This window comes from Streptomyces sp. WM6386 (genome assembly GCF_000972385.1).
In the GTDB taxonomy this organism is placed as follows: Bacteria; Actinomycetota; Actinomycetes; order Streptomycetales; family Streptomycetaceae; genus Streptomyces.
In genome coordinates, this window is sequence record NZ_JXTE01000086.1 from 1 (window position 1) to 20941 (window position 20941).

Sequence of the window (20941 nt, forward strand, 5' to 3'; positions counted from 1 at the left end):
CCCACGCCCCCCACCCCCCCGCAGTCGTCGACCCCCGAGCCGTCGACCCCGGGCCCCGGCAGCGGCAGCGGCTCCCCCCCGCCGTCGTCCGCCCCGCCCTCGTCCGGCCCGCCGCCCAGCACCTCGCCCCCGCCGTCGAGCGGCAGCCCGTCACCACCCCCGTCGAGCAGCCCACCGGCCACGGGCTCGCCCCCGGCCGTGACCACGTCTCCGCCGGAGACGACCAGCACACCACCGCCTCCCCCGGTGACCACGAGCGCGCCACCGCAGACGACGAGCAGCGCGCCACCGCCGCCGGCGACCACCAGTGCGCCGGCCACCAGCAGCGCACCGGCCACGAGCGAGCCGCCCACCAGCGAGCCCGCCACCGAGGGGCCCACGGAAAACGCCACCGTCTGAGCGGGGCCGGCGAAGCCTACTGCGGCTCCGGCGCGGGGGCTGCTCGACCAGCCACGACGGACCCGCGGACGAAGCACCGCACATCCAGCGGAGCGCCTGGCGCCCCGCAGACCCCGGGAGTCACCGGATGCCTTCAGGACCATCGACGTCGGGAGTGGGCCGGGTCATCGCCGGCCGCTATCTGCTGCTGAAACAGCTCGGCAGCGGCGGTATGGGCCATGTCTGGCTCGCCCACGACCAGAGACTCGCCTGTGAGGTCGCGCTCAAGGAGATCGTCTTCCGGGACGCGGTGGAAGCCGGCCACGAGCGGGAGGCCCGGGTGGCGCGGGCCCGCGCGGAGGCCCGGTACGCGGCGGGGCTGCGCGGCCATCCGCACGTGGTCACCGTGCACGACGTACTGGAGCACGAGGGGCTGCCGTGGATCGTCATGGAGTACGTGGCGGGCGCGGTGGACCTGCGCGACCTGGTCGCCCGGCGTGGCTCGCTGCAGCCCGCGGAGTGCGCCCGTGTCGGCCTGGCCGTGCTGGACGCGCTGACCGCCGGGCATCAGCGGGGCGTCATGCACCGGGACGTGAAACCGGCGAACATCCTGCTCGCACCGGACCGCTCCGGGTCGCCGTACGGCCGTGTCCTGCTCACCGACTACGGCATCTCCGTGCAGCCGGACGCCGGCGAGACGCGGTACACCCTGACGTCCGTGCTCGTGGGCACGGCGGGCTATCTGGCGCCGGAGCGCGCCACGGGCGGATCGCCCACCCCGGCCGCGGACCTGTTCTCGCTGGGCTGCACGCTCTATCACGCCGTGGAGGGCCGCGGTCCGTTCGACCGCGAGTCGCACTTCGCGGAGATCACCGCGGTGGTCATGGACGAGCCGCGGCCACCGCAGCGGGCCGGCGCCCTGGGCCCCGTGCTCGAGGCGATGCTGGTCAAGGACCCGGGACGGCGGATCACCGCAGCTCAGACGGAGGCGGCGCTGTCGCGGCTCGTCGCGTCGCAGGCGGAGGCCCACGCCCGGACCCAGACCGACCTCGGATCGCAGCCGCCCTGGGCCCGGCCCATGCCGCCTGCGCCCGTACCGGTGCCCTCGGCGCCGGCCGTCCCCGAGGGGTTCGGGCCCCTGGTCACGTCGGGCGGCAGCAGGCGGCGCACCCGCCCCCGGGCCCTGCACTCCGCCCTCGCCGGTCTGCTGGGGCTGGCCATCGCCGGGGGCGGGGCCTGGTACGCCGTGGCCCAGCAGCCGCCCGCCGACGGGAAGGAGGGCGGGACCGCACAGCCGTACGGCACCCGGATCGGGCTCTCCCAGCCCCTCAAGGACGGCGACTGCGTGCTGGCCGACTGGGGGGACACAGGCGCCTTCAAGGGCACTCCGCGGCTGCGTCTGGAGTCCGGCTGCGGCAGTGCGGCCGACGGGCAGGTGCTGGCCTTCGTCGGGGCCGCGTCCGCCGCCGAGGCCCGGGAACGGGGCCCGGCGGGGTGCGAGGAGCGGACCGAGGCGCTCCGCGGGAGGCTGGCGGATGTGCGGAGCGTCGCCGTCGTGCCGACCGAGGCCGGTTTCGTGGCCGCCGGGAAGCGCAGCGCCTGTCTGGTGCTGGGCGCGCACGGGCCGGTGTACGGGCCGCTCGGCGATCACCGCAGGCCCGGCTCCGCGTTCTCCGACGTGTCGAACATGCAGAAGCGGGACTGTCTGGACGTGCGGTCCAACCGGTCCGCCCGGCTGGTGTCCTGTGCGGGGGCGCACGACGAGGAAGTGCTCGGATTCACCCGGTTGGGTGCCGATGTCACGCTCGATGAGGCGCGCACCGAGTCGGACGTGGCGTGTGGGCAGGAGGTGCCGCCACGGGACTACGGCTTCGACCCGTCGGTGTACACGGCGGGCTCCTGGACGAGCGAAGGTCCCTGGAAGGCGGGCACGCATTTCGTCGTCTGCACCGTCAGGAAGCAGAACGGGGGCACCATGGAGGGAGACCAATCCTGAGGAGGGTGTTGCGATGCCCGGTACCGGTTCTACGGATGGCTCGACCAGAACGATGGGGGTGCTCACCGTCGGCGGTCTCGTCGTGGTGACGGCCTACACGGTGGCGCTCGGCAGCAACGGCTGGCTGTGGTTCGGCTGGGTCGTGCTGGGCCTGATCACCCTAGGGATGGTCGTCACGCGCAGTACCTGAGGGCCACGCGCAGTACCTGAGCCCTATTCGCGACTCAGGCGCCCGGCGGAGTGCACCCCCGGCTGGTACTTCGGCAGCCGGGCGGTGATCTTCATTCCCGCCCCTACGGCGGTCTCGATGACGAGCCCGTGGTCGTCGCCGTAGACCTGGCGGAGCCGGTCGTCGACGTTGGACAGTCCGATGCCGCCCGAGGGGCTGACCTCTCCGGCGAGGATGCGGCGCAGCACGGCGGGGTCCATTCCCGTGCCGTCGTCCTCGATGACGACGAGCGCCTCGGCGCCGGCGTCCTGTGCGGTGATGCTGATGTGGGCCTTGTCGGCTTTTCCTTCCAGGCCGTGCTTGACGGCGTTCTCCACGAGCGGTTGCAGGCAGAGGAAGGGCAGGGCGACCGGCAGCACCTCGGGGGCGATCTGGAGGGTGACGGAGAGGCGGTCGCCGAAACGGGCCCGGACCAGCGCCAAGTAGTGGTCGATGGCGTGGAGTTCGTCGGCGAGGGTGGTGAAGTCGCCGTGCCTGCGGAACGAGTAGCGGGTGAAGTCGGCGAACTCCAGGAGCAGTTCGCGGGCGCGCTCGGGGTCGGTGCGGACGAAACTCGCGATCACCGCGAGCGAGTTGAAGATGAAGTGCGGGGATATCTGGGCCCGCAGGGCCTTGATCTCGGCTTCGATGAGGCGGGTGCGGGACTGGTCGAGATCGGCGAGTTCGAGCTGGACGGAGATCCAGCGGGCGACTTCCCCGGCGGCCCGGACGAGGACGGCGGACTCGTGGGGTCCGAACGCGACGAGGGTTCCGTGGATCCGGTCGTCGACGGTGAGCGGTGCCACGACGGCCCAGCGGACCGTGCAGTCGAGGTGGTCGCAGGTCAGCGGGAAGGCCTCGCCGCGGCCGGTCTCCAGGGGTCCGGCGAGCCGCTCCATGATCTGGGCACGGTGGTGGCCGCCGATGCCGTCCCAGACCAGTACCGCCTTCTGGTCGGTCAGACACAGGGCGTCCGTGCCGAGGAGGGTGCGCAGCCGGCGGGCCGACTTGCCGGCGGTCTCCTCGGTGAGGCCCGCCCTGAGCGGGGGCGCGGCGAGGGAGGCGGTGTGCAGGGTCTCGAAGGTGGCGTGCTCGACGGGGGTGCCGAGGCCGCGCAGACTCTCGGGGCGCGCGGTCCGGCGGCCCAGCCAGAAGCCGGCGGCGAGCAGGGGGAGGATGGCGACACAGAGGCCGGCGAGGAATCCGCTCATACGACCACCCCGATCAGGCTTGTCAGGGATGTCCTCATGCCTTCACCTCCGCCCGCAGCTCCTCCGGCAGATGGAAACGCGCCAGGATCGCCGCCGTTCCGGCCGGCACCCGGCCCGGGGTGGCCAGGGACACCAGGACCATGGTGAGGAAGGCCAGCGGTACCGACCAGAGGGCGGGCCAGGCGAGCAGGGCGTGCAGCGCTCCGGTGCCGGGGAAACCGGCCATCGTCGCGGCCACGGCGACCAGGGCGGAGCCGCCGCCCACCAGCATCCCGGCGGCCGCGCCCGGCGGGGTCAGACGGCGCCACCAGATGCCGAGGACGAGCAGCGGGCAGAAGGAGGAGGCCGACACCGCGAAGGCGAGCCCGACCGCGTCGGCGACCGGCAGGCCTCCGACCATGACGCTCGCCGCCAGCGGTACGGCCATGGCGAGGACCGTGCCGAGCCTGAAGTGCCGTACACCGCGGGACGGGAGCACGTCCTGGGTGAGCACGCCCGCCACCGCCATGGTCAGCCCCGAGGCGGTCGACAGGAACGCCGCGAAGGCTCCCCCGGCGACCAGTGCGCCGAGGAGGTCGCCGCCGAGGCCGCCGATCATCCGGTCGGGCAGCAGCAGGACGGCGGCGTCCGCGTTCGAGGTGAGGGTGAGTTCGGGGGCGTACAGGCGGCCGAGGGCTCCGTAGACCGGCGGCAGGAGGTAGAAGGCGCCGATCAGGCCGAGGACCGCGACGGTGGTACGGCGGGCGGCGACGCCGTGCGGGCTGGTGTAGAAGCGGACCACCACGTGCGGCAGGCCCATGGTGCCGAGGAAGGTCGCGAGGATCAGTCCGTACGTGGCGTACAGCGGGCGTTCGCCGCGGGTCTCGGCCTGGGAGGGCGACAGGCCGGCCCCGCTGTTGCGGTCGACCTCGGGGACGGGGGCGCCCTGGGCGAAGGTCAGCCGGGTGCCGGCGTCGATGTGGTGGGTGCCGGCGGGGAGGTGGAGTTCGGTGTCCTCGTGGGTGCGGCCGTCGACGGTGCCCTCGACCGTGACGGTCAGCGGGCGGTCGAGTTTCAGGTCGAGGCTGTCGTCGACGCGGACGACCCGCTGTTCGCGGAAGGTGGCCGGTTCCTCGAAGGCGTGGGTGGGGGCGCCGTCGCCCTGCCAGGCGAGGACGAGGAAGAGGGCGGGGACGAGCAGCGCGGTGAGCTTGAGCCAGTACTGGAAGGCCTGCACGAAGGTGATGCTGCGCATGCCGCCCGCTGCGACGGTCGCGACCACGACGACGGCGACGATCACTCCGCCGAGCCCGTCGGGCGCCCCGGTCAGGACCGTCAGCGTGAGCCCGGCGCCCTGGAGCTGGGGCAGCAGATAGAGCCAGCCGACGCCGACGACGAAGGCCCCCGCGAGCCGTCGTACCGCCTGGGAGGCGAGCCGGGCCTCGGCGAAGTCGGGCAGCGTGTAGGCGCCGGAGCGGCGCAGCGGGGCGGCGACGAAGATCAGCAGGACGAGGTAGCCGGCGGTGTAGCCGACCGGGTACCAGAGCATGTCGGGGCCCTGGACCAGGACCAGGCCCGCGATGCCGAGGAAGGAGGCGGCGGAGAGGTACTCACCGCTGATGGCGGCCGCGTTGAGACGGGGGCCGACGGTGCGCGAGGCGACGTAGAAGTCGGACGTGGTGCGGGAGATGCGCAGGCCGAAGGCGCCGACGAGGACGGTCGCGATCACGACGAGGGCGACGGCCGGAACGGCGTAACCGGAGTTCATCGGTCTTCTACGAGGCGTACGAAGTCGCGTTCGTTGCGCTCCGCCCGCCGCACGTACCAGCGGGCGAGGAGCACCAGCGGAACGTACAGGCCGAAGCCGAGGACCGCCCATTCCACGCGGCGGGCGTCCGGCATCGCGGCGAAGAGCAGCGGGAGCGGGCCGACGAGCAGGCCGAGGACGGCGAACACGGTGAGGGCGGCGCGCAGTTGGGTGCGCATGAGGGAGCGGACGTAGGTGTGGCCGAGGGTGGTCTGCTCGTCGATCTCGGTGCGGGGGCGGTTGTAGCCGGGGACGCGGCGGGTCTGCCGGGGCGGGCCGGTGACGACGACCCGGCGTTCGGCGGGGTTCTGGTTCTGGGGCACCGTCACGGCCTCCTCATCAGCAGGTCCCGCAGTTCGCGGGTGTGGCGGCGGCTGACCTGGAGCTCCTCGGAGCCGACCAGGACGCTGACGGTGCCGGCGTCGAGGCGCAGTTCGCCGACGTGGCGCAGGGCGACCAGGTGGCGGCGGTGGATACGGACGAATCCGCGGGAGCGCCAGCGCTCCTCCAGGGTGGACAGGGGGATGCGGACGAGGTGGCTGCCCTTGGTCGTGTGCAGCCGGGCGTAGTCGCCCTGGGCCTCGACGTGGGTGATGTCCTCGACGCTGACGAAACGGGTCACGCCCCCCAGTTCCACGGGTATGTGGTCGGGGTCGGGCTCGCTGACGGGGATGCGCGGGGCGGTGCCGCGGATCTCGGCGGCGCGCAGTTCGACGACGCGACGGACCGCCTCCGCGAGGCGTTCCCTGCGGACGGGCTTGAGGACGTAGTCCACGGCCTTGAGGTCGAAGGCCTGTACGGCGAAGTCCTCGTGGGCGGTGACGAACACGACCAGCGGCGGCCGGGCGAACCCGGTGAGCAGCCGGGCCAGGTCGAGGCCGTCGAGGCCGGGCATGTTGATGTCGAGGAAGACGACGTCGATCGCCTCGGGGCCGTGCGGTCCGGATTCCAGGGCCCGGTTGATGCGGCGCAGCGCCTCGGTCGCGTCGCCCGCGCCCTCCGCGGTACCGATCCGGGGGTCGGCGTTCAGGAGGTAGAGGAGTTCCTCCAGCGAGGGGCGTTCGTCGTCGACAGCCAGGGCGCGCAGCATGAACCCGGAGTGTAGGAGCAATTCGCACGTCTGCACACGTGCCGAGGTATGGACGTTCGCGCTGGATACAGTGCCGACATGCACAGCGCGCCCGCATCGTTCGACGAGCTCGACCGGAAGATCATCACCGCTCTGATGGCGAACGCCAGGACGAGCTTCGCCGAGATCGGCACGGCCGTGGGGCTGTCCTCCACGGCGGTCAAGAGGCGCGTGGACCGGTTGCGCGAGACCGGCGTGATCACCGGGTTCACGGCCACGGTGCAGCCGTCGGCGCTGGGCTGGCGCACGGAGGCGTACGTCGAGGTCTACTGCGAGGGTGCGGCGCCGCCGCGGCGGCTCGCGGAGGTGGTGCGCAACCATCCGGAGATCACCGCGGCGATGACCGTGACGGGCGGTGCGGACGCGCTGCTGCATGTGCGGGCGCGGGACGTGGAGCACTTCGAGGAGGTGCTGGAGCGGATCCGGATCGAGCCCTTCATCCGCAAGACGATCAGCGTGATGGTGCTGTCCCATCTGATCCCGGAGAGCCCGGAGGCGGGGGCGAGCCAGCCCGCACCGGTCGAAACCTCGAAGCGCGCATCAGAACTGCGTTGAACCGGAGAAAGACGCAGCATTCCTGCGCAGACACGCAATTCTTGTTGCTTGTCGGGCGTGACCGCCACTTCTTACCTTGGTGTCAACCCTCAGTAGACACCGCAGGAAGCGGAGGAACCCCTCTGTGTCCGACTCCCGTGTGCCGCGCCGACGGCGTTTCCTCGTCTGCGAACCCAGACACTTCGCCGTGCAGTACGCGATCAATCCCTGGATGCATCCCGACACCCACGTCGACGTGGACCTGGCCCAGGAACAGTGGCAGGCGTTGATCGGCGCCTACCGCTCCCACGGCCACGCCGTCGACGCCCTGGATCCGGTCCCCGGTCTCCCGGACATGGTCTTCGCCGCGAACTCGGCGGTCGTCGTCGGCGGCCGTGTCTTCGGCTCACTGTTCCACGCGCCCGAGCGGCGCCCCGAGTCCACGCACTACGACCTGTGGTTCAAGACGGCGGGCTACGAGGTCCACCGCCCGGCGTCCGTCTGCGAGGGCGAGGGCGATCTCGTCTGGACGGGCCGGTACGTACTGGCCGGCACCGGCTTCCGGACGACCCGGGAGGCCCACCGCGAGGTACAGGAGTTCTTCGGCCACCCGGTGATCAGCCTGACGCTGGTGGACCCGCACTTCTACCACCTGGACACCGCGCTGTTCGTCCTGGACGACTCCGAGGGCGAGAACAACATCGTGTACTACCCGGAGGCGTTCTCGCCCGGCAGCCGCGAGGTACTCGCACGGCTGTACCCCCGCGCGGTGCTCGCGACCCGCAACGACGCGATGGCGTTCGGACTGAACTCGGTGTCCGACGGCCGCCATGTCTTCATCGCACCGCAGGCCGAGGCGCTGGCCGCGCGCCTCGACGACCACGGCTATGTCCCCGTCCCCGTCGACCTCTCCGAGTTCCACAAGGCCGGCGGCGGCATCAAGTGCTGCACCCAGGAGATCCGCTCATGACCGCTGCCGTACACACGCGCTCCTCCGCCGATCTGATCAGCGCCGAGGAACCGGTGCTGGCGCACAACTACCACCCCCTGCCCGTGGTCGTCGCCCACGCCGAGGGCACCTGGGTGGAGGACGTCGAGGGCCGCCGCTACCTGGACATGCTGGCCGGCTACTCGGCCCTCAACTTCGGCCATCGCCACCCGGCGCTGATCGAGGCGGCCCACCGCCAGCTGGACCGTCTGACGCTCACCTCGCGGGCCTTCCACAACGACAGGCTGGCCGAGTTCGCCCAGCGCCTGGCCCAGTTGACGGGTCTCGACATGGTGCTGCCGATGAACACCGGCGCCGAAGCGGTCGAGAGCGCCATCAAGGTGGCGCGCAAGTGGGCGTACGAGGTGAAGGGTGTCCCCGCGGACCGGGCGACGATCGTGGTGGCCGCGGAGAACTTCCACGGCCGTACGACGACGATCGTGTCGTTCTCCACCGACGAGACGGCCCGCACGGGCTTCGGCCCCTTCACCCCCGGTTTCCGGATCGTGCCGTACAACGACCTGGCGGCACTGGAGGCGGCGGTCGACGACACGACCGCGGCGGTGCTCCTGGAGCCCATCCAGGGCGAGGCGGGGGTCGTGATCCCGGACGAGGGCTACCTCACCGGCGTACGCGAACTGACCCGCCGCAAGGGCTGTCTCTTCATCGCGGACGAGATCCAGTCCGGTCTCGGCCGCACGGGCCGCACGCTGGCCGTCGAGCACGAGTCGGTCGTCCCGGACATGCTGCTCCTCGGCAAGGCGCTCGGCGGCGGCATCGTCCCGGTGTCCGCGGTGGTGGCCCGCCGGGATGTGCTGGGCGTGCTGCGACCGGGTGAGCACGGCTCCACGTTCGGCGGCAACCCGCTCGCGGCCGCGGTCGGCATGGCCGTGGTCGAGCTCCTGGAGACGGGCGAATTCCAGCGCCGGGCCACCGAGTTGGGTGTGGTGCTGCGGGACGGTCTGTCGGAGCTGGTCGGCAAGGGCGTCCTCGGCTTCCGGGCCCGCGGGCTGTGGGCGGGCGTCGACATCGACCCCGTGTTCGGGACCGGGCGGGAGATCAGTGAACGGCTGATGCGCGAAGGCGTGTTGGTCAAGGACACCCACGGGTCGACGATCCGGCTGGCGCCGCCGTTGACGATCACGGGGGATGAACTCCGCGGTGCGCTCGGGGTGTTGGAGAAGGTGCTGACTCGGGACTGAGCGCCCGGCGACGGGGCCGGCTTCCCGTGACCGTTCCAGGAGGTCACGGGAAGCCGGCCCCGTCCTGTCCGGGGTTGCGGCGTCCGCCCGTCGTCGCACCGTGACGCAAGACCTTCGTCTGCGCCACCCATGCTCGCGAATCCGTCATGCTGAGCGATCCCATTGCCGCCTACCCGCCAGTAGCACCAGGCTGATCTCGCGGTCGCCTCCCCGCCGTTCGCGACCCAGTTCCGCGCGTCCCCGCATACACATAGACTGGCACCCCCACGACACGCCGGTTGACCTGCTGGAACGCGGCGGTTGAGCCGATTTGCCGGAGTGAGGAGCGTCCAGTTGTTCTACTACCTGCTCAAATACGTGTTGTTGGGACCCCTGCTGAGACTGGTCTTCCGGCCCCGGATCGAGGGGCTCGAGCACGTACCGGCGACCGGGGCGGCGATCGTCGCCGGTAATCACCTGTCCTTCGCGGACCACTTCCTGATGCCGGCGATCCTCAAGCGCCGCATCACCTTCCTCGCGAAGAAGGAGTACTTCACGGGCCCGGGCGTGAAGGGCCGGCTCACCGCGTTCTTCTTCCGCAGCGCCGGGCAGATCCCCGTCGACCGCACCGGCAAGGAGGCCGGCCAGGCCGCCATCCGTGAGGGTCTCGGTGTGCTGGGCAAGGACGAGCTGCTCGGGATCTACCCGGAGGGCACGCGGTCGCACGACGGCCGGCTCTACAAGGGCAAGGTCGGTGTCGCGGTGATGGCGCTGAAGGCCGGGGTGCCCGTCATCCCCTGCGCGATGATCGGCACGTTCGAGGCCCAGCCGCCCGGCAAGGTCATCCCCAACATCCACCCCGTGACCATCCGCTTCGGCGAACCCCTCGACTTCTCCCGCTACGAAGGCATGGAGAACGAGAAGGCGATCCTGCGCGCCATCACCGACGAGATCATCTACGCCATCCTCAACCTCTCCGGTCAGGAGTACGTCGACGAGTACGCGGCCGTCGCGAAGGCCGCGGAAGCCGCGGAGCGCTCCGAGAAGGAACGCCGGTTCCCGCGGATCCCGCTGCGCTGACCTCTGCTGTCGGCAGAAGGCCCTGGGACGCCCCGAGTCGACCGTCGTACTGTCGCCGTATGACGCGACGTGCTGTGGTGATCGGGGCGACCGGGCAGATCGGCCGGGCGGCGGTGGGTGCGCTGGCCCGCGACGGGTGGGAGGTGGCCGCCGTCTCCAGGGGCGGCGGGCGGGACGAGGGCTGGCCCGGGGACGTGCGGGTCGCCCGTGCAGATCGTGAGGACGACGCCGCGCTCGCGGGCGCGGTGGGTGACGGGTGCGATGTGCTGGTCGACATGGTGGCCTACGGGGCCGCGCACGCACGGCAGTTGACCGGCCTCGCCGATCGCGTCGGGTCCGCCGTCGTCATCTCCAGCGTGTCGGTGTACGAGGACGACAAGGGCCGTAACTTCGACACCCAGGACGAGCCGGACGGCTTCCCCGAGTACCCGGTGTGGATCACCGAGGACCAGCGGACCATTCAGCCGGGGGACGTGTCGTACAGCACCCGCAAGGCCGCGTTGGAGCGCGAACTCCTGGCTGCAGGTGCCCGGTTGCCGACCACGATGCTGCGCGCCGGGGCCATCCACGGGCCGTACTGCGGGACACCCCGCGAGCTGTACTTCGTCAAACGCAACCTCGACGGGCGGACTCGGCGCGTCCTCGCCTACGGCGGCAGGAGCCGTTTCCACCCGGCGAGCGTCCTCAACATCGCGGAACTGATCCGGCTGGCCGCCGCGCAGCCGGGCACCCGCGTCCTCAACGCCGTCGACCCCGACGCGCCGACGGTGGCGGAGATCGCCGGGGCCATCGACACGGTGATGGGGGTGGAACGGGAGGACGTGCTCGTGGAGGGGCCGCCGCCGGCCCCCACGGTCGGGGTCACCCCGTGGTCGGCGCCCGTACCCGTCGTCTGCGACATGGGCGCCGCCGAGCGGGAGTTGGGCTACCGGGCGGTAGCCGGGTACGCCGAGACGCTGCCCGACACCGTCGCCTGGATCGAGCGGCAGCTGGCCGGGCGGGACTGGCGGGAGGCGTACCCGAAGATGCTCCGGTCCTACGGCGACCTCTTCGACTACGCGGCGGAGGACGCCTGGTTCACGGCATGAAGGAGGGGCGGCCCGACCGGGGCCGCCCCTCGGGTGTTACGGCTTCGGCGTCGCGTGCGGTCCGCACGTGACGTCGGAGGCGTCCAGCTTGCCGCTGAGCAGGTAGGAGTCCACCCGCTCGTTGATGCACGGGTTGACCAGGCTGGTCACGCCGTGGGAGCCGGCGTTCTTCTCGGTGATCAGGCGGGAGCCCTTGAACCGCTTGTGCAGCTCGACCGCACCGCCGTACGGGGTCGCCGCGTCACGCTCGGACTGGACGATCAGTACACCGGGCAGTCCCTTGCCGGTCCTGACGTCCACCGGGGTCTGCTGCTTGACCGGCCAGGTCGCGCAGGGCAGGTTCATCCAGGCGTTGGCCCAGGTGAGGAACGGGTAGTCCTTGTGCAGCCGGGTGTTGTCGCGGTCCCACTTCTTCCAGCTGGTGGGCCACTTGGCGTCCGTGCACTCGACGGCCGTGTAGACGGCGTTGCCGTTCTCGGAGGTCGCGTTGCCCGCCGTGTCGGACAGGTCGGGCGCGGCCGCGTCGACAAGTGCCTGGGTGTCACCGGCGAAGTACTTGCTGAACACGGTGGCGACCGGGATCCACGAGGAGTCGTAGTACGGCGCGCCCTGGAAGAAGCCGATCAGCTCGGCCGGGCCGACGACCCCGCCGATGGGGTTCCTCTTGGCGGTGGCGCGCAGTTCGAGCCACTTCGCCTGCACCGCGGCACGGGTGGTGCCGAGGTGGAAGGCGGCGTCGTTGGCGGCGACCCAGTCCTGCCAGTCCTTCCAGCGCATCTCGAAGGCGACGTCCTGGTCGAGGTTGGCCTCGTACCAGATCTTCTCCCGCGACGGGCTGACGACGCTGTCGACGACCATACGGCGGACATGGCCCGGGAACAGCGTGCCGTAGACGGCGCCGAGGTAGGTGCCGTAGGAGACGCCGAGGTAGTTGAGCTTCTTCTCGCCGAGCGCGGCGCGGATGACGTCCAGGTCGCGCGCGGTGTTCGGCGTGGTCATGTGCGGCAGCATCTCGCCGCTGCGCTCGGCACAGCCCTCCGCGTACTCACGGGCGAGCTTGCGCTGGGCGAGCTTGTCGGCCTCGGAGTCGGGCACCGGGTCCGCCTTGGGCGCCTTCACGAACTCCTGCGGGTCGACGCAGGAGATGGGCGCCGAATGGCCCACGCCGCGCGGGTCGAAGCCCACGAAGTCGTACGCCTTGGAGGTGTTGACCCACACGGGGGCCTTGGTGGTGACCCGGCGCGGGAAGCGCAGGCCGGAACCGCCGGGACCGCCCGGGTTGTAGATGAGCGCGCCCTGGCGCTCGGCCTTGGTCCCGGTGTTGCCGATCCGGTCGACGGCGAGCTTGATCTGCTTGCCGCCCGGCTTCGCGTAGTCCAGCGGCACGCTGACCCAGCCGCACTGGATCGGCTTCTCGAGCCCCCAGTCGGCGGGACAGTCCTGCCAGTCGATCCCGGCCTTCTCGGCGCGGGCGGCGGCGATGGCGGCGCCGCGGGCCTCACGGTCCTGGCCGTGGCGGCCGACCGAACTCGCGCTGGCGGTAGGGGCCGTGACGGCCCCCGCTATCAGGGTCGCCGTGACGAGCACTCCGGCCGAGCCGAACGCCGCGGCCCGCCTTGTCGATCTGTGGTGCCTCAACTGGAACTCCCCTATGTCGTTGATGACAAGGGGATCCTCGCGGCTGTGCGCTGCCTGAGAACAGGGGTGGTCGCCTCTTCTTTACCAATCCGATAAACGGAGAGGGGCGTTCGCTACCCGAGCGAGGCCAGCGCCTCGTCCAGGACCCTGCGCAGCCGCAGCGCGTCCGGCGCCACGGCACTCACCAGAACGGCCGGCCCGGCGAGCGGCATGACCACGGCACCGTCCCCGAGCACGCGCGCGGCGACCGGCTCCGCGGCGAACTCCGGCCGTACGAGGACCAGTTGCCCCACGGCCCGATGTCCCGCCAGCACGGCGGGACCGTCCCAGCCGGCCGGCGCCCCGGGCCCGCAGGCCAACTCCTGGTCGAGGACGGTACGCCCGGCCACACACAGGGTGAGACGGCTGGTGAGCCGACCGGGTTGCTCGGCGGCACGCCCCAGTACCTGCTCCTCACGCAGGACGAGCCGCCCGGTCGCCGCCACGTCGGCCCGTGTGGTGACGTACAGCTCGCTGCCCTGCGCGGAGATCAACTGCTCCGGCAGCCAGTGCAGTTCACCCCGGTCGGCGACGGTGAGCCGTACGTCGTACCGGGACTCCCCCTTGGCCTGTCCCGGCAGGGCGATGGTGGCGGCGGCCGACCCGACCCGCAGCCGGGCCCCGTCCGCCACATCGGCCTCGACGGTGAAGTGATCCCCGCCTAGCGGCCCGCTCATCGCACCGACGAGCATGACCCGCGCCTCGTCGGCACTCCCCCTGGTCCGCCGCAACGCCAGCGGCCCGTCGCCCTCCAGCACCGGCAGCGACGTACCACCGCGTCCGTCGTCCCGCGCCCCGATCCGCGCGGTGGCCCTCACGCCCGCCACACCCGTCACGCCCACCGTCACGCCGTCCACGCGGCCAGCTGCGCACGCACCCACGCGGCGACGTCCGCCACCCCGGCCTCGCTCCTGAGCGACTGGAAGACGACCGGCAGTGCGGCCCGCTGCGCCTTGGCGTCCGCCGCCATCCGCGCGAGATCCGAGCCGACGTAGGGGGCGAGGTCGGTCTTGTTGACGATGAGGAGATCGGCGGTGGTCACACCGGGGCCGCCCTTGCGCGGGATGTCGTCCCCGCCGGCCACGTCGATCACGAAGATCTGCGCGTCGACGAGCCCTTTGGAGAAGGTCGCGGTGAGGTTGTCACCGCCGCTCTCCACCAGCACGAGATCCAACGGCCCGATCTCGTCCTCCAGATCCTCCACCGCTTCCAGGTTCGCCGAGATGTCGTCCCGGATCGCGGTGTGCGGACAGGCCCCCGTCTCCACGGCGGTGATCCGCTCGGGCGGCAGCACGGCCTCACGCAGCAGGAACTCGGCGTCCTCGCGGGTGTATATGTCATTGGTGACGACCGCGAGGGACAACTCGTCACGCAGGACACGGCAGAGCGCGGCGACGGTGGCGGTCTTGCCCGATCCGACGGGCCCGCCGAGCCCGATACGCAGAGCACGCCGCGAGCCGTCGGGACGGTGCGCGTCCGCGCTGAGGGCGGCGGGGCCGTCGTGGTGGTGGTCGAGGTGCATGTACGGCTCCTACACGTAGTGGTCGGGTGCGGGTTCGTGGGGGCTGGTCGCGCCCCTGGGTGGGTGACCTCGACGGCGCCTCATCAGCCCGTCCGGCGTTTGAGGACGAGGCCCTTCGGGCCGATCGGGGTCTGGGGCGGAGCCCCAGCGGGGTCGAAGGGGCGGAGCCCCTGGGGATGGGAACGGGTAAGGGCGGCGGGGGCGATCAAACCCGCTACGACGCGAACAGCCGCACAGGCCAAGCCGCATGCAACTCCGCCGAGATCTCCAGCAACGGAGCCGAAGCCGCGGGCAGGGCACCGACACCTTCACCCCGCACCCTGCGACCCGCTTCCACCGCCCGATCCGCGACACGGTCCAGCTCCGGCGCCAACCGGGCCAACACCCCCGTCGCATCGAACGGATCGAGACTCAGCAACCGCACCGTCGCCGAAGCCGGCCCACTCACACTCTCGTAAGCCGCGCAGTACGCGGCATCGACCGCATCGAGCCCCGCCGCCCGAGCCGTGACCCCGAGCACCACCGGCTGATGCGCCCCCTTGGGGAACTCCCGTGCCAGGGCGTCGAGTTCACCCGACGGCCAGGTGGCCCGCGCGGCCCGCATCAACTGCCGCCCCAGCTTTCGCGCGGCGACCCGCAGCGCGGGCGACGGCGTACGCGCATCCGCGGCCGCGTCCAACTCCACGGGATCCACCCCGAGTACGGCCGCGGCGGCCAGCGACGCGGAGACCAGCCCCGCCGTCTGCAACCGCCCCCGGCAGAACGCCTCCAGGCTCGCCGCCCCGGTGATCCGCCCGCCCTTGACGGCCGCCTCGGCCCCGCCGGAGTGTGCGTGCCCCCCGGCGGGAAAGCGGCCGTCGGCCAGAACGAGAAGTGCTCCCCTGGACATCAGAACAGGAAGTAACGCTGGGCCATGGGCAGTTCGGCGGCGGGCGTGGCCTCGACCAGCTCTCCGTCGATGTGCACGGCGAAGCTGTCGGGATCGACCTGCACCCGAGGCCGCGCGTCGTTCTCGCGCATGTCCGCCTTGGTGACCCCACGGGTCGACTCGATCGCCACGAACCGCTTCCCGAGCTGAAGCCGTTCCGGCAGCCCGTCCTCGATCGCCAGCGGGGCGACGAAGTTGAACGAGTTGGAGGCCGGCGCCCGCCCGATCGCGCCGTACATCGGCCGCGGCAGGATCGGCTGGGGGGTGGGGATCGACGCGTTGGCGTCGCCCATCTGCGCGTAGGCGATCTGCCCGCCCTTGACGACGAGATGCGGCTTGACCCCGAAGAACGCGGGCTCCCACAGCACGAGGTCGGCGAGCTTGCCGGTCTCCACCGACCCGACCTCCCGGGCCAGGCCCTGCGCGATCGCCGGGTTGATCGTGTACTTGGCGACGTACCGGCGCACCCGGTGGTTGTCCGCGCGGCCGTCCCCGGGCAGCGCGCCCCGCTTGCGCTTCATGACGTGGGCGGTCTGCCAGGTCCGCATGATGACCTCGCCGACGCGGCCCATGGCCTGGGCGTCGGACGAGATGATCGAGATCGCTCCGAGGTCGTGGAGGATGTCCTCCGCGCCGATCGTCGTCGGCCGGATCCGGGACTCGGCGAAGGCCAGGTCCTCCGGCACCGCCGGGTTGAGGTGGTGGCACACCATCAGCATGTCGAGGTGTTCCTCGGCGGTGTTGACGGTGAAGGGCCGCGTCGGGTTGGTCGAGCTGGGCAGGACGTGCGGCTCGGAGACGACGGTCATGATGTCCGGCGCGTGCCCGCCGCCCGCACCCTCGGTGTGGTAGGCGTGGATGCCGCGTCCGGCGATCGCGGCGAGCGTGTCGCCGACGAAACCGGCCTCGTTGAGGGTGTCCGTGTGGATGGCGACCTGGACACCCGTCCGGTCCGCCACCGTCAGCGAGGCGTCGATGACGGCCGGGGTCGAGCCCCAGTCCTCGTGGAGCTTCAGCCCCAGTGCTCCGCCGCGGATCTGGGAGAGCATCGCCTCGTGGGAGACGGTGTTGCCCTTGCCGAGGAACCCGATGTTGAGCGGGTACTGCTCCATCGCCTCCATCATGCGGGCGAGGTGCCAGGGTCCGGGCGTCACGGTGGTCGCCTTCGAGCCCTCGGCGGGGCCTGTGCCGCCGCCGACCAGCGTGGTGACACCGGCGGACAGCGCCTCGTCGGCGATCTGCGGGCAGATGAAGTGGACGTGCGCGTCGACCGCGCCGGCGGTGAGGATCCGCCCGTTGCCCGCGATGATCTCGGTCTCGGGGCCGAGGACCAGGTCGGGGTGGACGCCGTCCATCGTGTCCGGGTTGCCGGCCTTGCCGATCGCGGTGATCCGGCCGTCGCGGATGCCGACGTCGGCCTTGACGATCCCCCAGTGGTCGATGATCACCGCGCCCGTGATGACGGTGTCCGGGGTGCCGTCTGCGCGCGTAGCACGCGACTGCCCCATGGACTCACGGATGACCTTGCCACCGCCGAACACCGCCTCGTCACCGGCGAGTCCGGGCCCGCCGGAACGATCCTCCTCGATCTCGACGATCAGATCGGTGTCGGCGAGCCGGATGCGGTCGCCGGTGGTCGGGCCGAACAGGTCGGCGTACGCGGCACGCGATATCTCAGGCATCGAGGGCACCTCCGGTCTCCCCGCGCAGTCCGGGCACGATCCGGGCGCCGGCCAGCGGGACGAGTTCTACGTCGACGGGGATCCCGGGCTCGAAGCGCACGGCGGTGCCGGCGGCGACGTTCAGCCGCTTGCCGTGCGCGGCGGCACGGTCGAACTCCAGGCCGGGGTTGGCCTCGGCGAAGTGGTAGTGGGAGCCGACCTGGACGGGCCGGTCGGCGGCGTTGAGGACGGTGAGACGGGTGACCTCACGGCCCTCGTTGTAGACGATCGGGCCCTCGGCGAAAAGGATCTCTCCGGGAATCACGGCAGCCCCCGTCAGACGATCGGGTCGTGGACGGTGACGAGCTTGGTGCCGTCCGGGAAGGTCGCCTCGACCTGGACGTCGTGGATCATCTCGGGGATGCCCTCCATGACGTCGTCCCGGGTGAGCAGCTTGCGTCCGGAGGCCATCAGCTCGGCGACCGTACGGCCGTCACGGGCGCCTTCGAGGATGTGCGACGTGATGAGGGCGACCGCCTCCGGGTGGTTGAGCCTGAGCCCCCGGGCCCGGCGCTTCTCGGCCACGTCGGCCGCCACATGGATGAGCAGCCTCTCTTGCTCGTGCGGGGTCAGTTGCACGTCCCACCTCACAGTCCTCGCTCCGGACCGTGCGGGGTCCGGTTGCCTCCGCCCCGGGGCAAAGTCCCTGGTGGCGTGGCGGCAGGCTAGTTGGACCGCATTTCAAGCAAGTTAACCGAGCCGTGATCCATCGGTTGCGGTGCGCGGGTCCGGCATGCTCATCAACGCCCGTAGACCGTCGCGGAGGATCTCGACCGGGGCGGGGCCGAAGAGGGCCTGCTGGGCGAGGAAGCCGACCGCGACCGCGATCATCGTGCGGGCCACGTGGTCCGGATGTACGTCGGCTCTCATCATCCCGGCGTCCTGGTAGCCCTCGACGATCAGCGTCCATGCCTGGCGCACCCCGGCGTATCCGTCGTGCAGCACGACCGCCAGTTCCTTGTTGCGCAGCGTCTCCGCCCACACCTGGATGACGAGCCGCGGAAAGGCGGGCCCGCCGTCGACGGTCAGGTTCTCCCGGGCGGCCAGGGTCCGGCCGAGGACCAGGGTGAGGAGGTCGTCCGGCGGCGGGGGCGGGCTCTGGTGCGACGCCTCCTCGAAGGCTCCGCGGACCGAGCCGAGCACCTCCCCGACGACCGCGGCGATCAGCTCCTCCTTGCCGCTGAAGTAGCGGTACACCGCTCCGGCCGACAGGTCGACCTCCTTCAGTACGTCCTGCATGGACGTGGCGTGGAAGCCGTTGCGGGTGAAGCAGACCGCGGCGCCGTCGAGGATCTGCCGGCGACGGGCGTCGAGGTGTTCCTGGGATACGCGGGCCATGGTCACCAACTTAAAACGAACGTTCCTTCTTGACAAGAGGCGCCCATCGGCAGGACGGTGGTGACACAACTAAAACGAACGATCCTTCTTTTTGGATCCGCTCGGAAGGAAACCGCCATGTCCACCGCCCCCACCGGGAACGCCCGCCGCATGGTCGCGGTCGCCGTCCTCGTCCCGGTCATCGCGGCGCTCGCCCTCTGGGCCTTCGCCTGGCCCGCCGCCCGCACCGCACCCCGCGACCTGCCGCTCGGCGTGGCCGGGCCCGCCGCCGCGACCGCCCAGGTGGAGAAACAACTGGCGCAGCACGAGGGAGCGTTCGAGCTCCACCACTACAAGGACGAGGCCGCGGCCCGGGACGCCATCGAGGACCGGACCGTATACGGGGCGGTCGTCGTCACCGCCGACGGTCCGGAGCTGCTGACCGCCTCGGCCGCGAGCCCGGTCGTCGCCCAGCTGCTCCAGCAGGCGGTGGTGGAGCAGGCGGCCACCGACGGCGTGCAGGTCAGGACGGTCGACGTCGTGGCCGCCACGGCCGCGGACCCGCGCGGCGCCGCCCTCACCGCGAGCGTGCTGCCGCTGGCTCTGGCCGGTATGGCGGCGGGTGCGGTGGTGACCTTCAGCGGGCTGCGCGGGACGCGTGCCGTGATCGTCCTGGTGAGTGCCTCCGCGCTGGTCGGCGTGGCCGCCGCCGGCGTCGCGGACAGCTGGCTCGGAGTGATCGCGGGCGACTGGTGGGCACAGGCCGGGGTGTTCGGACTGACGGCGCTGGCCGTGAGCGGGGCCGTCGCCGGTCTCGCCGCCCTGCTCGGCACCGCCGGCGTGGGAATCGTCGCCGGCGTGGTCATGCTGTTCGGCAACCCGTGGTCCGGCGCGGCCTCGGCGCCGCAGATGCTGCCCGAGCCGGCCGGCATGATCGGCCAGTGGCTGCCGCCGGGCGCCAGCGCGACCCTGACGCGCTCGGTGGCGTACTTCGACGGCGCGGCAGCGACGGGCCCCGCCCTGACCCTGGCCTGGTGGGCGACGCTCGGCCTGGGCGCGGTACTGCTCGGTAGCGCGCTCAAGGACCGGAAGAAGAGCGTCGAGGCCCTGGTGGCGGAGCGAGAGCTCGCGCCGGTCGGCTGACGGACCGCCTCGCGACCATGACCGTGCACCCCTGTGGGTGCACGGTCTTTTCGTGTCTCAGGAGGCCCCGGTCCCCCGGTGGTGCGCCGTGATGCCGAAGCGCTGCTGTTCGCGGGGAGCGGACGCGACCTCCCGGACCGCCGAGACCGCGGTGATCACCTGCTCCTCGGCGAGCTCGGCCGGACCGACGGGCTCCGCGAGCCGCTCCAGTCGTTCCAGGTCAGCGGCGGAGACAAGGGCGACGAGGGGCTTGCCGTGGCGGGTCACGACGACGCGCTCACCGCCGTACACCACGCGGTTGATCAGGTCGGCGAGTTCAGCCCTGGCTTGCGTCACCGGAATCTCGTAGGCCATGACCCCATTCTAGCGTCACGTACGTCCTGTACATTTTTTACAGACACAGAAGGAGGGGTGCCTCATGACCCGACCGTCCGCCCGCTATGTGCTGCCCGAGTTCACGGAGCGCACGAGCTCCGGCTCGAGGACGATGGACCCGTACTCGAAGCTCCTGGAGGAGCGGATCGTCTTCCTCGGGACACAGGTCGACGACACGTCGGCCAACGATGTGATGGCCCAGTTCATGCACCTCGAGTACCAGGATCCGGACCGGGACATCTCCCTCTACATCAACTCCCCCGGCGGCTCGTTCAGCGCGATGTCGGCGATCTACGACACGATGCAGTTCGTCACCTGCGACGTGGAGACGATCTGCCTGGGACAGGCCGGCTCGACCGCCGCGGTGCTGCTGGCGGCAGGCACCCCGGGCAGGCGGTTCGCCCTGCCCGGAGCGCGCGTGGTGATCCACCAGCCGTCCCTGCCCCAGCCGGTGGAGGGGCAGGCCAGCGATCTGGCCATCCAGGCCGAGGAGTTGGGCCGCATCCGGTTCCGCCTGGAGGAAATGCTCGTACGGCACACCGGGCGCACCCACGAGCAAGTCACCGCGGACATCGAGCGGGACAAGGTCCTGGACGCGCAAGGAGCCGTGGAGTACGGCCTGGTGGACCAGGTCATCCCCAGCCGCAAGGCGTCGCGCACCGCGCCCGGCGCCCGGTGA

At 71.5% G+C, this 20941-nt stretch carries 23 protein-coding genes; 9 read left to right on the top strand and 14 right to left on the bottom strand.

Translation table 11 applies throughout. From position 1 onward, the window contains the following. On the bottom strand, nucleotides 1-392 hold a 392-nt coding region (locus TN53_RS47565; RefSeq protein ID WP_199924709.1), incomplete at its 3' end, for a hypothetical protein. A gap of 134 nt (nucleotides 393-526) precedes the next feature. Here TN53_RS47565 and TN53_RS35570 point away from each other — a divergent pair. Together TN53_RS35570 and TN53_RS46995 are read left to right on the top strand one after the other, a co-directional pair. Beyond that, nucleotides 527-2374 (top strand): serine/threonine-protein kinase, encoded by a 1848-nt coding sequence (locus tag TN53_RS35570; RefSeq protein ID WP_046262942.1) that lies wholly within the window; start codon nucleotides 527-529, stop codon nucleotides 2372-2374. Between the two features lie 52 nt (nucleotides 2375-2426). Beyond that, complete coding sequence (locus TN53_RS46995; protein ID WP_199924711.1) at nucleotides 2427-2564, top strand: hypothetical protein; 138 nt, start codon at nucleotides 2427-2429, stop codon at nucleotides 2562-2564. 23 nt (nucleotides 2565-2587) lie between these two features. Here the strand turns inward: TN53_RS46995 and TN53_RS35580 are convergent, their stop codons facing one another. The 4 genes from TN53_RS35580 to TN53_RS35595 are packed head-to-tail and all read right to left on the bottom strand — an operon-like array spanning nucleotide 2588 to nucleotide 6669. Next, on the bottom strand, nucleotides 2588-3793 hold the full coding sequence (locus tag TN53_RS35580; protein WP_046262944.1) for a sensor histidine kinase: 1206 nt from the start codon (nucleotides 3791-3793) through the stop codon (nucleotides 2588-2590). A 34-nt stretch (nucleotides 3794-3827) separates the two neighbouring features. Continuing rightward, nucleotides 3828-5540: a cation acetate symporter gene (locus TN53_RS35585; protein ID WP_046262945.1), complete on the bottom strand. Its 1713-nt coding sequence runs from the start codon at nucleotides 5538-5540 to the stop codon at nucleotides 3828-3830. After that, complete coding sequence (locus TN53_RS35590) at nucleotides 5537-5908, bottom strand: hypothetical protein (protein ID WP_046262946.1); 372 nt, start codon at nucleotides 5906-5908, stop codon at nucleotides 5537-5539. The genes TN53_RS35585 and TN53_RS35590 overlap by 4 nt, the downstream gene beginning before the upstream one ends. Next, complete coding sequence (locus TN53_RS35595; RefSeq protein ID WP_046262947.1) at nucleotides 5905-6669, bottom strand: LytR/AlgR family response regulator transcription factor; 765 nt, start codon at nucleotides 6667-6669, stop codon at nucleotides 5905-5907. The genes TN53_RS35590 and TN53_RS35595 overlap by 4 nt, the downstream gene beginning before the upstream one ends. Before the next feature lie 78 nt (nucleotides 6670-6747). Between TN53_RS35595 and TN53_RS35600 the strand changes: the two genes are divergently transcribed. The 5 genes from TN53_RS35600 (at nucleotide 6748) to TN53_RS35620 (ending at nucleotide 11579) form a co-directional block, all read left to right on the top strand. Next, nucleotides 6748-7263 (top strand): Lrp/AsnC family transcriptional regulator, encoded by a 516-nt coding sequence (locus TN53_RS35600; protein ID WP_046262948.1) that lies wholly within the window; start codon nucleotides 6748-6750, stop codon nucleotides 7261-7263. 124 nt (nucleotides 7264-7387) lie between these two features. Then, nucleotides 7388-8212 carry a dimethylargininase gene (gene ddaH, locus TN53_RS35605; RefSeq protein ID WP_046262949.1) on the top strand — a complete coding sequence of 275 codons (825 nt, stop codon included), beginning with the start codon at nucleotides 7388-7390 and terminating at the stop codon, nucleotides 8210-8212. Further along, nucleotides 8209-9432, top strand: a complete 1224-nt coding sequence (rocD, locus tag TN53_RS35610; RefSeq protein ID WP_046262950.1) for an ornithine--oxo-acid transaminase — start codon at nucleotides 8209-8211, stop codon at nucleotides 9430-9432. The genes ddaH and rocD overlap by 4 nt, the downstream gene beginning before the upstream one ends. Nucleotides 9433-9765: 333 nt before the next feature. Beyond that, a complete protein-coding gene (locus TN53_RS35615) occupies nucleotides 9766-10491 on the top strand; it encodes a lysophospholipid acyltransferase family protein (RefSeq protein WP_046262951.1) in 726 nt (241 codons plus the stop codon). A 59-nt stretch (nucleotides 10492-10550) separates the two neighbouring features. Further along, the gene (locus tag TN53_RS35620) at nucleotides 10551-11579 is read left to right on the top strand and encodes an NAD-dependent epimerase/dehydratase family protein (RefSeq protein WP_095046907.1); all 1029 of its coding nucleotides are present in this window, start codon (nucleotides 10551-10553) and stop codon (nucleotides 11577-11579) included. Between the two features lie 36 nt (nucleotides 11580-11615). On the opposite strand, the gene TN53_RS35625 is transcribed toward TN53_RS35620, so the two are convergent. From TN53_RS35625 to TN53_RS35660, 8 genes are all read right to left on the bottom strand, one after another. After that, a complete protein-coding gene (locus tag TN53_RS35625; protein WP_046262953.1) occupies nucleotides 11616-13217 on the bottom strand; it encodes an alpha/beta hydrolase in 1602 nt (533 codons plus the stop codon). A gap of 113 nt (nucleotides 13218-13330) precedes the next feature. Next, complete coding sequence (locus TN53_RS35630; RefSeq protein WP_046262954.1) at nucleotides 13331-14113, bottom strand: urease accessory protein UreD; 783 nt, start codon at nucleotides 14111-14113, stop codon at nucleotides 13331-13333. Beyond that, a complete protein-coding gene (gene ureG / locus TN53_RS35635) occupies nucleotides 14101-14778 on the bottom strand; it encodes an urease accessory protein UreG (RefSeq protein ID WP_046262955.1) in 678 nt (225 codons plus the stop codon). Before ureG ends, TN53_RS35630 begins: the two co-directional genes overlap by 13 nt. Before the next feature lie 214 nt (nucleotides 14779-14992). Beyond that, entirely contained in the window at nucleotides 14993-15667 is a 675-nt protein-coding gene (locus TN53_RS35640; protein WP_046262956.1) for an urease accessory protein UreF, read from the bottom strand. Beyond that, nucleotides 15667-17388, bottom strand: coding sequence for an urease subunit alpha (locus TN53_RS35645; protein ID WP_046262957.1), 1722 nt, complete (start codon nucleotides 17386-17388; stop codon nucleotides 15667-15669). Before TN53_RS35645 ends, TN53_RS35640 begins: the two co-directional genes overlap by 1 nt. Then, nucleotides 17381-17692 carry an urease subunit beta gene (locus tag TN53_RS35650; RefSeq protein WP_046262958.1) on the bottom strand — a complete coding sequence of 104 codons (312 nt, stop codon included), beginning with the start codon at nucleotides 17690-17692 and terminating at the stop codon, nucleotides 17381-17383. The genes TN53_RS35645 and TN53_RS35650 overlap by 8 nt, the downstream gene beginning before the upstream one ends. A gap of 11 nt (nucleotides 17693-17703) precedes the next feature. Next, nucleotides 17704-18006, bottom strand: coding sequence for an urease subunit gamma (locus tag TN53_RS35655; RefSeq protein ID WP_037782101.1), 303 nt, complete (start codon nucleotides 18004-18006; stop codon nucleotides 17704-17706). A 111-nt stretch (nucleotides 18007-18117) separates the two neighbouring features. Then, a complete protein-coding gene (locus TN53_RS35660; RefSeq protein ID WP_046262959.1) occupies nucleotides 18118-18765 on the bottom strand; it encodes a TetR/AcrR family transcriptional regulator in 648 nt (215 codons plus the stop codon). 117 nt (nucleotides 18766-18882) lie between these two features. Here TN53_RS35660 and TN53_RS35665 point away from each other — a divergent pair, with 117 nt between their 5' ends. Next, the gene (locus tag TN53_RS35665) at nucleotides 18883-19887 is read left to right on the top strand and encodes a hypothetical protein (RefSeq protein ID WP_052745368.1); all 1005 of its coding nucleotides are present in this window, start codon (nucleotides 18883-18885) and stop codon (nucleotides 19885-19887) included. A gap of 57 nt (nucleotides 19888-19944) precedes the next feature. Here the strand turns inward: TN53_RS35665 and TN53_RS35670 are convergent, their stop codons facing one another. Further along, the gene (locus TN53_RS35670) at nucleotides 19945-20241 is read right to left on the bottom strand and encodes a type II toxin-antitoxin system Phd/YefM family antitoxin (protein WP_046262961.1); all 297 of its coding nucleotides are present in this window, start codon (nucleotides 20239-20241) and stop codon (nucleotides 19945-19947) included. Between the two features lie 64 nt (nucleotides 20242-20305). Here TN53_RS35670 and TN53_RS35675 point away from each other — a divergent pair, with 64 nt between their 5' ends. After that, nucleotides 20306-20941, top strand: a complete 636-nt coding sequence (locus TN53_RS35675; protein WP_046262962.1) for an ATP-dependent Clp protease proteolytic subunit — start codon at nucleotides 20306-20308, stop codon at nucleotides 20939-20941.